At 67.0% G+C, this 13,603-nt stretch carries 12 protein-coding genes; 7 read left to right on the top strand and 5 right to left on the bottom strand.

Annotated features, from left to right (window positions below):
* Window positions 1-32: 32 nt before the first annotated feature.
* Window positions 33-701 carry a flavin reductase family protein gene (locus tag WDJ57_RS19005; RefSeq protein ID WP_338902549.1) on the top strand — a complete coding sequence of 223 codons (669 nt, stop codon included), beginning with the start codon at window positions 33-35 and terminating at the stop codon, window positions 699-701.
* A 3-nt stretch (window positions 702-704) separates the two neighbouring features.
* Here the strand turns inward: WDJ57_RS19005 and WDJ57_RS19000 are convergent, their stop codons facing one another.
* The 3 genes from WDJ57_RS19000 to WDJ57_RS18990 are packed head-to-tail and all read right to left on the bottom strand — an operon-like array spanning window position 705 to window position 4,275.
* Window positions 705-1,166, bottom strand: a complete 462-nt coding sequence (locus WDJ57_RS19000) for a (2Fe-2S)-binding protein (protein WP_338902548.1) — start codon at window positions 1,164-1,166, stop codon at window positions 705-707.
* Complete coding sequence (locus WDJ57_RS18995) at window positions 1,163-2,038, bottom strand: FAD binding domain-containing protein (RefSeq protein WP_338902546.1); 876 nt, start codon at window positions 2,036-2,038, stop codon at window positions 1,163-1,165. Before WDJ57_RS18995 ends, WDJ57_RS19000 begins: the two co-directional genes overlap by 4 nt.
* Window positions 2,035-4,275 carry a xanthine dehydrogenase family protein molybdopterin-binding subunit gene (locus WDJ57_RS18990; protein WP_338902545.1) on the bottom strand — a complete coding sequence of 747 codons (2,241 nt, stop codon included), beginning with the start codon at window positions 4,273-4,275 and terminating at the stop codon, window positions 2,035-2,037. The genes WDJ57_RS18995 and WDJ57_RS18990 overlap by 4 nt, the downstream gene beginning before the upstream one ends.
* Before the next feature lie 183 nt (window positions 4,276-4,458).
* On the opposite strand from WDJ57_RS18990, the gene WDJ57_RS18985 reads away from it, so the two are divergent.
* The gene (locus tag WDJ57_RS18985) at window positions 4,459-4,962 is read left to right on the top strand and encodes a CoxG family protein (RefSeq protein ID WP_338902544.1); all 504 of its coding nucleotides are present in this window, start codon (window positions 4,459-4,461) and stop codon (window positions 4,960-4,962) included.
* Window positions 4,963-5,038: 76 nt separating this feature from the next.
* A complete protein-coding gene (locus tag WDJ57_RS18980) occupies window positions 5,039-6,496 on the top strand; it encodes a hypothetical protein (RefSeq protein WP_338902543.1) in 1,458 nt (485 codons plus the stop codon).
* A gap of 12 nt (window positions 6,497-6,508) precedes the next feature.
* On the opposite strand, the gene WDJ57_RS18975 is transcribed toward WDJ57_RS18980, so the two are convergent.
* Window positions 6,509-7,081, bottom strand: coding sequence for a hypothetical protein (locus WDJ57_RS18975; protein WP_338902541.1), 573 nt, complete (start codon window positions 7,079-7,081; stop codon window positions 6,509-6,511).
* Between the two features lie 148 nt (window positions 7,082-7,229).
* Here WDJ57_RS18975 and WDJ57_RS18970 point away from each other — a divergent pair, with 148 nt between their 5' ends.
* From WDJ57_RS18970 to WDJ57_RS18955, 4 genes are read left to right on the top strand one after another with little or no spacing between them, the layout of a single operon-like run.
* Complete coding sequence (locus WDJ57_RS18970; RefSeq protein ID WP_338902540.1) at window positions 7,230-8,522, top strand: extracellular solute-binding protein; 1,293 nt, start codon at window positions 7,230-7,232, stop codon at window positions 8,520-8,522.
* Window positions 8,519-9,733 carry an ABC transporter ATP-binding protein gene (locus WDJ57_RS18965; RefSeq protein ID WP_338902539.1) on the top strand — a complete coding sequence of 405 codons (1,215 nt, stop codon included), beginning with the start codon at window positions 8,519-8,521 and terminating at the stop codon, window positions 9,731-9,733. The genes WDJ57_RS18970 and WDJ57_RS18965 overlap by 4 nt, the downstream gene beginning before the upstream one ends.
* Window positions 9,733-11,505: an ABC transporter permease gene (locus WDJ57_RS18960; protein WP_338902538.1), complete on the top strand. Its 1,773-nt coding sequence runs from the start codon at window positions 9,733-9,735 to the stop codon at window positions 11,503-11,505. The genes WDJ57_RS18965 and WDJ57_RS18960 overlap by 1 nt, the downstream gene beginning before the upstream one ends.
* Window positions 11,506-11,551: 46 nt before the next feature.
* The gene (locus tag WDJ57_RS18955) at window positions 11,552-12,250 is read left to right on the top strand and encodes an isochorismatase family protein (protein ID WP_338902537.1); all 699 of its coding nucleotides are present in this window, start codon (window positions 11,552-11,554) and stop codon (window positions 12,248-12,250) included.
* 12 nt (window positions 12,251-12,262) lie between these two features.
* On the opposite strand, the gene WDJ57_RS18950 is transcribed toward WDJ57_RS18955, so the two are convergent.
* On the bottom strand, window positions 12,263-13,561 hold the full coding sequence (locus WDJ57_RS18950; protein ID WP_338902535.1) for a M20 family metallopeptidase: 1,299 nt from the start codon (window positions 13,559-13,561) through the stop codon (window positions 12,263-12,265).
* Window positions 13,562-13,603: the final 42 nt, after the last annotated feature.

The raw sequence follows: 13,603 nt of genomic DNA, 5'->3' as shown, positions 1-13,603 counted from the left end.
ACGTTTTGGTTCCTGGGTGAGAACGGGGGGGTATGTCGTCGGAAGACCCGTCAGACGTGTTCGATGAGCTCTCCGAGATGGAGTCGAAGGCAATCTTCAAACCGAAGGTGGTGGCTCTGGTCGTCAGCAACAGCGAGAACAAGGGACCGAACGTCATGACCGCGTCGTGGTGGATGCTCGCCGGGTACAACCCGTTCCGCTACATGCTCGCGGTCAGCCACGGCGATTACACCCACGAGATCATCGAGGAGAGCAAAGAGTTCGTCCTCGCCGCGCCCTCCTCGGAGATGATAGAGGCGCTCACGCTGTCGGGGATGGTCAGCAACCGCGAACTGGACAAGATAGAGCACCTGGGCCTGGAGACTGTCCCCGGCTCGGAAATCGACGTCCCGCTGCTGAAAAACGCCGTCGGGAACATCGAGTGCTCGGTGATGGACTCCTTCGAGTTCGAGAACTGCACGTACTACTTCGGCCAGGTCGAGGCGGCCTACGTCGCGAAGGACGGCATGGACGGCCGTCTGCTCTCGCTGGACAACGACATCCTGGCGTACCTGGGCAGCGACTGGGACGAGGGCGACACCCACACGAAATCGCGGTACTACGCCGAGTTGAGCAGCGACGACCTGCGCCGGTTCCCCGGCGACGAGGTCATCGAGGGCCTTCCCGAGGACCTCCGCGAGAAGTACCAGGCCGAGGACTGACAGCTACTCCAGGTCCGCGGCGACGTCCGCGACCGCGTCGATTATCTTCTCGTATCCCGTGCAGCGACAGACGTTCCCGCCCAGTGCCGACCGGACGTCCTCCCGGTCGGCGGAGGGGTCGTCGTCCAGGTACGAGAGCGCCGAGAGTACGAACCCCGGCGTGCAGTAGCCACACTGCAGTGCGAAGTGCTCCTCCAGGGCGTCCTGGACCTCCCGGCCGAGCGTCCCGTCCTCGATTCCCGCGACGGTCGTCACCGACTGCCCGTCGGCCTGCGCGGCCGGCACCAGACACGTCTTCACCGCCGTCCCGTCCAGCAGGACCGTACAGGAACCACAGCGGCCGCTGTCGCAGGCGTCCTTGACGCTTTTCGCGTCGCAGTCCTCCCTGAGCACGTCACGCAATGGCTTTTCCGGCGGGACGTCGACCGTCGTCTCCGTCCCGTCGAGGTCGAAGGTGACGTTCATAGCGCACCTCCCGCGCGGCGCGTAGCGGTTTCGAGCGTCCGCTCGACGAGCGTCGGCGTCAGGGCGCGCTTGTAGCGTGCCGACCCGCCGCGGTCGTCGCTGGGGTCGATGTCCTCGCTCGCTGCCCCGGCGGCAGTCGCGAGTGCGTCCTCACTCACCGCCGCACCGTCGAGCGCGTCCTCGACGGACGGCGCGCGAATCGGCCGGTCCGCGACGGCCGTGAGGCCCACGCTCACGTCGGTGAACTCCCCGTCGTCGACGGTCACGGTCGCGGCCACGCCGACCGTCGGCCATCCCGCCTCGACCGACGAGTGTTTGATGTAGGCCGACCCCGCGTCCGACGGCGGGAGCGTGACGTCGATACCCGTCACCAGTTCTGCCCGGCCGAGGTCCGTCTCCCCGTCGCCCCGCAGGAAGTCGTCCAGCGCCTGCGTGCGGTGGCCGTCGGCGCTCTCGATGGCGAGCGTCGCGTCCAGACAGAGCAGAACCGAGAGGATATCGAGCGCGGCGACGCCGTAGCAGACCGCGCCGGCGAGGGTCCCCGCGTTACGAATCTGGCGGTCTCCGACGACGGCGCAGGCGTCCTCGAACATAGTGACCCGTTCGCTCAGGTCGTGGGCAGCCAGGTCGGCGTACGTCGTCGTGGCGCCGAACGTCGCGGTGCCGTCGTCGACGGAGACGCCCCCCAGCGCCGGAATCGCGCTGACGTCCACCAGCGCGTCGGGGTCGACGATACCCTCCCGCAGCATGAGCATCACCGTCTGGCCGCCGGCGACGACCATCGTTTGGCCCTCCGCGTCGGCGAGATTGCGACAGGCCTCCGCGACGGTCTCCGGCCGGTGGTACGCCCTCTCACCCGCTGCGGCGGTCATGGCTCGGCCTCCTGGAGCACGAAGAAGACGTCTTCGTCGCGCACCGGGGCGTCGGTAAAGCGGACGCCGACCGCGTCCCGGATGGCGTTCGTGATGGCTGGCGCGACGGGAGGCAGCGACGGCGTCCCCACGCCCTTCGCGCCGTACGGCCCCGACGCCTCGTTGGATTCGACGATTTCGCAGGCCAGCCGGTCGGGCATCTCCGTCGCGAGGCTGACCGGGTAGTCTGCGAACGTCGGATTGGTCGGCACGCCGTCGTCGAGTTCCAGTTCCGAGAGCGTGGCGAACTCGATGCCGTGCTGGACGGCCCCCTCCAGTTGGCCCTCCACGAGCGTCGGATGGATGGCAAAGCCCACGTCCTGGGCGGCGACGAACGCCGTGACGTCGACCTTCCCGGTGTCCGTATCGACGGCAACCTCGGCGAAGTGGACGCCGTAGCCGATTGGCGCGGTGTTGGTCTCTGTGCGGGCCGTCCCCTCGATGGCCTCGTCGAGCAGCGTCTCGACGGCGACGGTCTCCCCGTCGGGGGCCACGACTTGGCCGTCTTCGACCGTCAGGTCAGCCGACTGCGCCCCCAACCGGTCCGCGGCGCGGGACCGGACCTGCTCGGCGAGGTCGGCCGCGGCTTCCGCCACCGCCTTCCCGACGAGGTACGTCGTCCGGTTGGCGATGGAACCGTACTTGTCCGCGACGGCGTCGTCGGGGTCGTAGCCGCTGACGGTAATCCGGTCGAGCGGGATGCCTGTCTCCTCCGCGGCCATCTGTCCGAGGACGGTCAGCGCCCCCTGACCGACGTCGATAGCGCCGGTGTGGACAGTCAGCGAGCCGTCGGGTTCTATACGGAGTCTGGCTTCGGTGTAGTCCGTGTTCTTGTCGGACCCCGGTGTCGTTATCTGCCCGCCCGCGGCGACTCCCACGCCGTGGACGACGCTGTCCGTCTCGTCCTCGCTCCGGAGGTCGGCGAAGGTTTCGCGGCCGCGGTCGAAACACTCGGCGAGGCCACAGCTCGTAATCGGGTCGCCGGTGTGGGGGCGCTCGTACCCCTCCGCGACCCAGTTCTCCGCGCGGAACGCGACCGGGTCGAAGCCGGCTTTTCGCGCGAGTTCGTCCAGGTGGGACTCCAGCGCCCAGACGATTTGCGTCACGCCGATGCCGCGGTACTCCCCCGCAGGCGGGTTGTTCGTGAACGCCGCGACGCCCTCGTAGCGGTAGTGCTCCAGGTCGTAGAGGTCGATGGGCCGGTCCCGACAGCTCTTTAAGACGATGTGGCCCACGCCGTTGGGGTACGGCCCGGTGTCGGTGACCACGTCGACGGTCAGCGTCGTGAGCCGGCCGTCGTCTGTCGCACCCGCCTTCAGGTCGATGTACGTCTCGTGGCGCGACTCCGCGGCGGAGAACTCCGCCTCCCGGTCGAAGGCGAGCCGGACCGGGCGGCCCGTCTCCCTGGCGAGCGTGGCCGCGACGGGTTCGAGCGTGAGCTTCGCCAGCGACCGCCCGCCGAAACTCGACCCCGAGTCCGGCGGCTGCGCGACCGTGACCTCGCAGTCGCCGAACAGCTTTTCGAGCGTTCGCTCGGCACTTCCGCGGTTCCCCAGCGTCGCGGTGACTTCGAGCGTGTCGCCGTCCCACTCGGCGATACAGCAGTGCCGGTCGAGGTTGCAGTGGGTCACGCGCGGCGTCCGGTAGGAGGCCTCGTGGACGTGGTCGGCGGCCGCGAAACCGGCCTCGACGTCGCCTACCTCCAGCCTGTGGTAGTCGTCGACGTTCTGGACGTATTCGGGGTTGTCGACGCCGACCGGATGGCGGTCGGGCTGTCCGAACTCGGGGTCGTCCTGGACGACGGGCGCACCCTCCCGGACGCTCTCGCGGGCGTCGTGGACCGACGCCAGCGGGTCGAGTTCGTATTCGATGGCGTCGAGGGCGGCCTCCACCGCCTCTTTGCTCTCGGCAGCGACGGCGGCGACGACGTCGCCGTAGTGACGGACGCGGTCGTCGAAGCCGCCGGGCAGGTCCATCCGCGTCACCGCAGCGGCGACGTCCTCGATGGCGGTCGCGGCAGTCGTGTCGACCGACGCGACCTCGGCGTGCGGTGCCTCGGCGCGGAGGACACCGGCGTGAAGCGCGTCTTCGCGGTCGAGGTCGGTCCCGTAGCGCGCCGTCCCGCGGACCTTCCTGCGGCTGTCGGGTCGCGGCGCGTCCCGACCGACGGCGCGGTGGCTCAGGCCGTCGTCCGCCATCCTCGCCCCTCCGCGTCCGCGGACCCGTGTCCGCCGGTCCGCGGGTATGTGTGGTGTGCAGTCATATCCCGTTACCGCGGGGTTCGACCGGGGTCTCAAAGTAGGTGTCGACATCACCGGGCGAGCGGGTCGGGTGGTCGCCGGGCACAGCACTTATCCCGGTCGGTCGGGTGGCAGTCGTGTATGGGTGCCGAGGAGACAGCGGACGGAGACGGGGACGCGACGCAGCTGGGCTTCGAGGACACCGTGGAGCTCGCCACGACCAAGGCGGACGCCTGGGAGTTCGTCTCGGACCCCGTCCAGCTGGTCGACTGCGTCCCCGGTGCAGAGGACGTCGAGCGGCGCTCCCAGCGGGAGTACGCGTTCGAAATCGTCCAGGGAATCGGGCCGTTCACCGTGACCCTCGACGGTGACGTCGAACTCGTCGAACTGAACGAACCGGACTGGATTCTCGCCGACGGAACCGCATACGACGACTCCACCGGCAGCACCTTCGACGTCGTCTCCGCCATGGAGATGAACGAGACCGACGACGGGACGGTCGAACTGGCCTACCGCGCCGACCTCACGATGACGGGCGGCGTGGCCTCCGTCGGCGCGCGCCTGGCCTCCCGGGTCATCCGCTCCAACGTCGAGACGTACTTCGAGAACGTCAGGGAGAAAATCGACGGGCAGGCCACCGAGTGAGGACGCCGCCGACGGACTCGCCCGCCACGGTGTGGCAACGGAAAAGACTAAACGACCGTGTCAACCAGTCCCGGCCATGGACGACGGCGGGATATCACGGGAGCTACAGGACAGACTCGAAGAGCACAAAAGCGAACAGGCGAGCCAGCCCGGCACCCTGGAACTCAGTGAGGGGACGGGCTTCGTCGGCGACGAGGTGACGCTGGCGGGGCGGGACCTCCCCGCCGGGGAGCGCCTCAACGTCGTCTGGCACACGTCGACGGGACGGTGGGGGCTCGTCCAGGCCAACGAGGTCATGGACCCCGTCTACGAACCGCGGACCGAGACCATCCTCTCAGTCGACACCGACGAGGACGGGGCCTTCGATGAGACCTGGCAGGTCCACGAGGACTACGGCGGCGAGCACGTCGTCGAGGTCCAGACCAGGGGCGGCACCACGCTGGCGTCGTCGGAGTACCTCGTCGAGCCCCACTTCGAACTCGACCGGACGACGGCACCGCTTGGCGAGGCGTTCCGGCTCACCGCCTACGGCCTCGGTCCCGACCGGGTCACCAACAACTACCAGGTCACCTGGAACAACAGCTACGTCGGCTTCCTGACGGGCGTGTTGAACCGGGGGACGGCGACGGCAGAAATCCGCGCCGTCGGGCCGCCGGGCGAGCACGCCGTCCAGATATGGCGCAGTCCCGAGGGGATGCCGTACCTCCAGAACTACACCCAGTCGCCGCTGGGCGAGATGACCGACGACCGCACGACGTCGTGGACGGTCGAGGTGACCGAACCCGACGAGCGGCCCGAAACCGCGTGGATGGACCCGCTGCTGGAGGAGCACCCCATCGAGGAACACCTCGTCGACCCCGACGAGGACACCGGGGCGTCGCTGTCCGTCTCGCCGACGTCGGGCCAGTCGGGGACCGACGCCATCGTCACGGGGGAGGGGTTCCCGCCGAACACCGAGGTCGACCTCGTCTGGCACACCCACGCCGGTCACCGGTTCATGCACGACACGGTCACCGCCGAACCCCGGCTCGACGTGTTGCCGACTGTGGAGACGGACGCCGCCGGTTCCTTCCAGGTCGACGTGACGATACCCAGGGACATCGGGGAGACGCGACCCATCGCCGCGGAGGTCGACGGGCGGTCGGTCGCCACGACTGCCTTCGTACTCCAGCCCGAAATCGTCGATATCTCGCCGACCTCGGGGCCGGTGGGCACGGAAATCGACGTCAAGGTCGCGGGGCTGGGGTGGGCGCGCTACGAGAACAACTACTGCGTCCTCTACGACAACTCCCTCTCGGGGTACGTCTGCAGCCACAACCGGACCGACAGCGACGAGGACGGCAGTCTCGTCCACTTCCGGCTGAAGGCCGGAGGCCAGCCTGGGCTGCACTTCATCGACCTGATTCCGACGTTCAACGACACGCGCGTCGAAGACTTCAAACTGGAGAACAGACCGCACCTGTCGTACATCGACAACCACCCGCTCCGGCCGCTGCCGGGCATCCACTTCGCGTTCGAGGTGACAGCAGAGTAAGTCCCGGCGCGCTCACCACAGCGCCCGGTGGCCCGTGAGCACGAAGTGCGGGCTGTCCTCCAGGTTCTCGCCGAAGACGAAGGCCAGGAAGGGGAGCGATATCTTGCGGCCGCCGACAGCGATGTCCGCCCGCTGCAGCGGCTCGCCCTCCAGTCGCTCCGCGTACCGCTTGACGGTGTCGCGGTCGACCTGCAGACCGTAGCGCTGCTGGAGAATGCGCTCGCAGGCGTGATAGGAGTTGTCTGCGGCGTGAAACCGGCACAGGTCGACGATCGGCTTTGCGTACTCGCAGTTCTCGTAGAAGTGCTCGGAGAGGTCCCCCTGGAACGAGTGGCCGCAGTCCTTGCACTCGTACTGCTGGACTTCGAGGCCCACCTCCTCGAAGCCGTTCCGCGTGACGAGGCGAGCGAACGTCTTCGCCGCCTGCTGGTAGCCGTTCTTGCGCAGGTTGGTCGAGTCGCAGTTCGGGCACGGGCGAGGGTCACCGACGCGCTTGCCGTCGTACTCTCTGAGCTGGTCGTGAATCGTCCCGATTAACAGCGGCGACACGACCGGGTCGAGTATCTTTTCCGATGGGCTTTGCATCGTCTGTCACATTGTGCTGCAGGAACATAAGTTTTCACGTTAGCATACTTCCCCCACTTATAACTATCACGTTACAATACTTAATTTCGGATTATCAGAGAAGGGAATTTGCCGAAACGTTGAAAGGGGCGAGAGGGAATCATCCCATATGCAGAATCCATCGTCGTCAGGGACGGGGAGTAGTGAGCAGACGAGTCGCGCCGAGGGAGTGGACAGCACCTCGCGGCGGGCGTTTCTCACGAGCAGCGCGGCGGCAACCGTCGCGGCGTTCGCAGGGTGTTCGGGTGACGGCAGCGATGGCGGTGACGGTGGCTCTGGTGGCGACGGCGGCGACGGCGGCGACGGGTCGTCGGGGACGTCGGGAGGCGACAGCGAACCCTCCACGCCGTGGGAGACGCAGGACCTGGCGAACTACATCGACGGCGACGAGACGCTGACCATCTACGCTGGCACGGGTGACGCCCAGGAGTGGCGCGACCTCATCAAGGTCGTCAACGCGGAGTTCGGCACCAGCATCAAGGGCAACGTCTTCGCCGGCACCGGGGGCGACGTTTCACAGCGGTTCCTCCAGGAGTACCAGGCCGACAACCACAAGTGTGACATCCTGACGGTCGCGAGCGACGTCTGGGACCAGATAAAGCTCAAGGCCAAGGAGGAGGACAAACAGGCGGCCCACGAACTCGCCAAGCAGTACTACGAGTGGGACATGGACAAGAACTTCTGGTTCACGGACGTCCTGTCCGAGGACCGCCTGCTCCCGTTCCTCGCCGCCGGGTTCAACGGCGGTGCCGGCCTCTCGCTGCCGGTCAACGAGGACATCTTCGAGGAGCAGGGGCTTGACTACCCCACGGATTACAACGACCTCTTCGACGACCAGTACGAGGGGCTGACGATGGCCGTCCCCGGCTACGTCGTCAGCGGCGAGGTCGGCTGGGTCATCAAGCACCACGCCGCGGAGACGGACATGAGCGAGATGGAGTGGATATCGGCACTGAAGGACCACCTGGAGTTCGTCGGCACGAGTTCCTACACCTCCGGCATCCGGGCGGTCGGCCAGGGCGACTACGCCATGCAGATTCACAACTGGCCGTGGGTCGTCCAGCCGTTCATCGGCGACAACCCCATCCGCGGCATCTTCCCGCCGGGCGTCAAGATGGACGTCCTCTCGGGCGGCCTCGGCGTCAACGCGAACGCGCCCAACCCGTGGGTCGCGCGCTTCTTCATCAGCGCGATGCTCGAAGAGCCGGTCCAGCGCGCCATCGTCACCGACGTCAAGGACCAGTCGCCAGTTCGGACGGACCTCGACTACTCCTCCGATAACCCCGACCGCTTCATGAAGAAGCGGCTGAACGCAGACGTCACGCCCATCGGGTTCTACGAGGGGGCGAAGTTCTCCGACGTGGGCCAGACGGCCAAAGACAACGGAGCATTCGACATATGAATTTCATCCGTTCCGACACCCAGACGGCCACCGAGACGGAGACCGCCGGAGCGTCGGCTGGAGCCAGGGCGGGTGAAGCGACGGCCCCTGCCCGGGACGCCGACGACGACCTCCAGCTGGAGGTCCGGGGGCTCCGCAAGCAGTTCGGGAGCGAGTTCGAGCTCTCGGCTATCGACCTGGGCGTCGGAACGGACGAGATCGTCGCACTGCTGGGCCCGAGCGGCTGTGGCAAGACGACCGCCCTGCGCTGTATCGCCGGCGTCGAGACGCCGGACGGCGGCGACATCGTCATCGACGGCGACCGGGTCTTCGGCGACGGCGTCGAGAAGCCACCGGAGAAGCGCGACGTGGGGATGGTCTACCAGAACTACGCCATCTGGCCCCACAAGAGCGTCTACGAGAACGTCGTCTTCCCGCTGAAACACGGCGTGCACGACGTCCCCCGCAGCGAGTACGAGGACCGCGTCGACGAGATGCTGGAGCTGATGGAGATATCCGACCTGAAACACTCGCCGGCGACGGACCTGAGCGGGGGGCAACAACAGCGGACCGCCCTGGCCCGGTCGCTCGTCCACGACCCCGACCTGCTGTTGCTGGACGAACCCCTGAGCAACCTCGACAAGGAGCTCCGCAAGCACATGCGCTACGAGCTCCAGCGCCTGCAACACGAAATCGGCGTCAGCATGCTCTACGTCACTCACGACCAGGAGGAGGCCTTCTACCTCGCGGACAGAGTACTGGTCATGAGCGACGGCGAAATTGTCGAGCGTGGCAACCCCCGCCAGCTCTACGAGCAGCCGAAATCGCCGTTCACGCGGCAGTTCATCGGCGTCTCGAACAAGTTCGCGGGCACCGTCGAGCGCGACAGCGAGGGGACGAAAGTCGTCCGGAGCGGCCTGGTCGACTTCCCGCTTTCTGCCGCCGAGTACGCGTCCGAGAACATCGACGACGGCGACGTGGTGTGTTTCCTCCGGCCGCGCGACATCGCCATCGAGCGGTGCGCGGACGACGTCGGCGACCGGATGGCGGTGACGGGCACCGTCGTGGCGAAGGGGGTGCTGGGTGAGCGCTACGAGGTGACCGTCCAGTTCGACGACCGTGACCTCGAACTGAACGTCCACACGGAGAACTGCTACCGGTTCGACCGTGGTGAGAAACTGACCCTCCTGTTCAGCCCGGAGCACCTGCAGGTGTACGACCCGACGGACTGATGAGTACGAGAGAGGCCGTTCTCGGGCGCGTCAGGAACGCCCTCGGTACCGTCAGCGACTACGGTCTCACGACCAAGCGGGTCGTGCTGGGAACGCTGGCACTCGCCATCGTCGTCCTGACCGTCGTCCCGCTCGCGTTCATGATATGGACGAGCCTCTGGTCGGGCTTTCCCGGCCAGTTCTCGGCACACTTCACCGTCGGGAACTTCGTCGCCGTCTACCTGGAGGGCTTTTTCGACGTGTTCGACCTGTTCTCGAACTCCCTCGTCATCGCCGTCGGTATGACCCTCACCGGCATGGTGTTCGGGCTGACCTTCGCCTGGCTGTTCGTCCGCACGAACCTGCCCACGAAGAGCACGATGGAACTCGTCCTGCTCTCGGGGCAGGCGATTCCGGGCTACATCTACGCGATGATGTACGTGACCGCCTACGGCCCGGAGAACGGCGTCATCGAGACGGCGCTGCAGGACACACTCGGCGTCGGCCTCCCCTTCGACATCTTCAGTCCGCTGGGCATCGCCTTCGTCGTCGGTATCAACGTCGTCTCGACGTTCTACCTCCTGGCCGTACCCGCGCTACAGGACATGGACCCCGCACTGGAGGAGGTGAGCCGGGTCTACGGCGCGAGCATCCCGGCCACGCTGCGCTCGATCACGCTGCCGCTCATCAAGCCGGCCATCCTCTCCGGGGCGGTCGTCATCTTCCTGTACGGCCTCGGCGAGTTCGCCATCGTCGCGATTCTGGGCGCTCGCAACGGCTTCGACGTCTACTCGACGGAAATCTGGAAGGCCATCAACTCGCGCTTTCCACCCGCAAACGGCGAGGCGGCCGCGCTGGCCTGTAGCCTCCTGTTGCTGACGCTCGTGCTGGTGTGGTACTACCGGCGGGTCACCCGGCGCAAGGAGGACTTCATGACGCTGACCGGGCAGGGGTACACCCCCCAGACGTGGAACCTCGGGAGGTGGCGGTGGCCCCTCGCAATCGGCCTGTGGGTCGTGCTCGTCGTCGTCTGGATACTGCCGGTGGTCGTGATGGTACTGTCCTCGCTGGCACCGAACTGGCAGGGGACCGTCGACCTGACGGCGCTCACGCTGGCGAACTACGCCGAGGCGGTGTCGAATGCACAGTTGCGCGACGCGTTCGCCAACAGCATTGTCGTCGCCGTCGGCGGCGCGACGCTCGGCACCATCCTCGTCGTCGGGCTGGCGTACTTTACCGAGCGGACCAAGGCCCGCTTCCGTGGCCTCGTCGACTTCCTGTCGCTGACGCCGCTTGCCGTCCCCGGGGTCGTCATGGGTGCCAGCCTGCTCTTTAGCTTCCTCTGGATCGGGAAGATCCACCCCGTCGTCGACCTCTACGGGACGCTCGCCATCATCATCGTCGGCTGCGTCATCGTGTTCATCCCCGTCTCCTCGCGCATCGCCCTGGGGAACATCGTCCAGATCCACTCGGAACTGGAGGAGTCCGCCCGCATCGCCGGCGCGTCCTGGCTCCGCCAGATGCGAGAGGTCTTCATGCCGCTGTTTCGCAACACGACCATCGTCATCTGGTTCTTCCTCGCCATCCACATCTTCCAGTTGCTCTCGATTCCCATCATGGTCTACACCTCCGACACCGTCGTGGTGCCGGTCCAGCTGTTCGACCTCTACATGTACGAACCTAGCCTGGAGATAGTCGCCGCCATCTCCACTATCTTCATCGGGATGACGCTGGTGCTCATTCTCGCGCTGCGGTACGCCGGCGTCACGTTCTACGAACTCGGCCAGCGCTGACCTATCACATCGGCAGAATTTTTGCGGTCCCCTGCGCACGGCCACCATGGGAGCGGACGAAAACTCCGAGCTGTACGTCCCGGACGTCGTGCCGGACGAGGACCGGGCGTACTACGAGAACGAGGAACGGTACGGGAACCGCGTCGGGTGGGGCGACGACCCGGCAGTCCTCGTCGTCGACATGACCTGTGCGTTCACCGGCGAGGTGCCGGAAGTCGGCGACCCCTGCATCGAAGCCAACGAGCGACTGGTGGGGGCCGCCCGCGAGGCCGGCGTCCCGGTGTTCTACGCGAAACCCAATCCGGCGGGGACGTACGCGAAGGGCTACCCGAAGACGACGAAGGCGTCGCCGACGTCGACGCGCGGCCCGCCAGACGTGGAACCGAGCGGGGACCACTCGGCGTGGCGGGATGATCTGGACCGCATCGAACCGGCGCTCGAACCGCGCGAGGACGAACCGGTCGTCACGAAGTCGCGGGCGAGCGCCTTCTTCGATACCCACCTCGGAAACCTGCTGCGGTACCACGGCATCGACACGCTCGTCGTCGGGGGGATGACGACGAGTTGCTGCATCCGGGCGACGGTGGTCGACAGCCACTCAAGCAACTTCCGGACCATCGTGCCCGAGGAGTGCGTCGCCGACCCCTCCAGAATCTCCCACGAGGTCGGCCTGTTCGACATGGACACGAAGTTCGCCGACGTGACGCCGCTGTCGGCGGTCGTCGACGAACTGGCGGGGAGATAGAGCGCAGGACCGTCAGCCACAGACGTCCAGCGCAGTGAGCGCGTAGATTTTCGCCGCCGCTATCAGGTCGTCGATACGGACGGCGTCGCTCAGGTCCGAATCGGGGAACGCCTCGGGAGCGCGGGGCGGCCCGAAGTTGACCGACGGAATCCCCGCCTCGTTGAAGACGTTCGAGTCGCGCCACATGCTGGTCACGTGCGGTGCCGGCGGGTCGGGTTCGGCCCCCCGAACCGCCTCGTGGGCATCCTCCAGCGGGTTCGTCAGACCAGCGACACCCTCCACGTCGGCGACGTAGCCCCGCCGAAAGAGGTACGGTTCGACCGTCGCATCGACGTTCAGGTCGTCGAGCACCGCCTCGACCTCCCGTCGGGCGAACTCGACAGTCTCGCCCGGCGGCAGACGGACGTCCAGGTAGACCGTGCCCGTCCGTGGTGCTGCCGCCGGCGCGTAGGGTTTGCCGGCGCGGACTGCGCCGACGCCTGCTGTCGGCGTGACCGTGCCGTGGTCGTACTCACGCGTGTGTTCGCTGGGGTACTCCCCCGCCCACTCTTCGAGGGCGAGCGTCGTTCGAGCGAGGTCGGTCACCGCCCCCTGTCTATCGCCCGGGTCGACGTCCGGGCGCGCCTGCAACGGGTGGTAGGCCCCCGCTGCAGGACTCTCGACCGTAATCTCGAACCAGACGACCCCGCACTCCATGCGGGCGACGGCGAAGTCCGTACACTCCGCGACGAGCGCGTAGTCGCCAGTCACGCCGCTGTCGACGAGATGGCGGGTGCCGAGGCCGGTGCCGGCGTAGCGCTCGCGGTCCTGGAACTCGACGACCGTCGTGCCGGATATCTCCCCGACGACCCCCGTAACGTGGAGGTCCCCAGACAGGGAGATACCCGCGCGGTCCAGCGCCAGCGCCGCGAACACCTGCGCGCCGAGCGGCCCTTTGTCGTTGACGACGTCGTCGCCCTTGAGGAAGGGGCCGTCGCGCCAGGACTCGCGGTATGCCTTGGGCTGGTCGACGAGAACCTGCCCGTCCTCCTCCGGGTCGCCGTGGGCCGTGTCGATGTGGCCGTTGAACACGAGCGACTCGCCGTCGCCGGACTGCTCGCCGGACAGCGTCGCAACCACGTTCGCCCGGTCGCCGACGACCGGTTGCAGACGCGCGTCCAGTCCCTGGTCGGTCAGCCACTCCGCGAGGAACCGGCCCGCCTCGCCCTCGCGGCCGCGCGGGCTCGGAACGTTCCCGAACTCCAGCAGGAACTCTACCAGGTCCTCGCGTGCGTCATCTATCCAGTCGAGGACGGTTTCTCTGTCTGTCATTGCTGTCATTGGTGTGGTCAGTAGTCTTCGTCCGCACCCCGT

The organism is Salinibaculum sp. SYNS191, assembly GCF_037338445.1.
GTDB lineage: Archaea > Halobacteriota > Halobacteria > Halobacteriales > Haloarculaceae > Salinibaculum > Salinibaculum marinum.
Note: the sequence above shows the minus strand (reverse complement) of the source record. Positions and strands in the feature narration are given on the sequence as shown.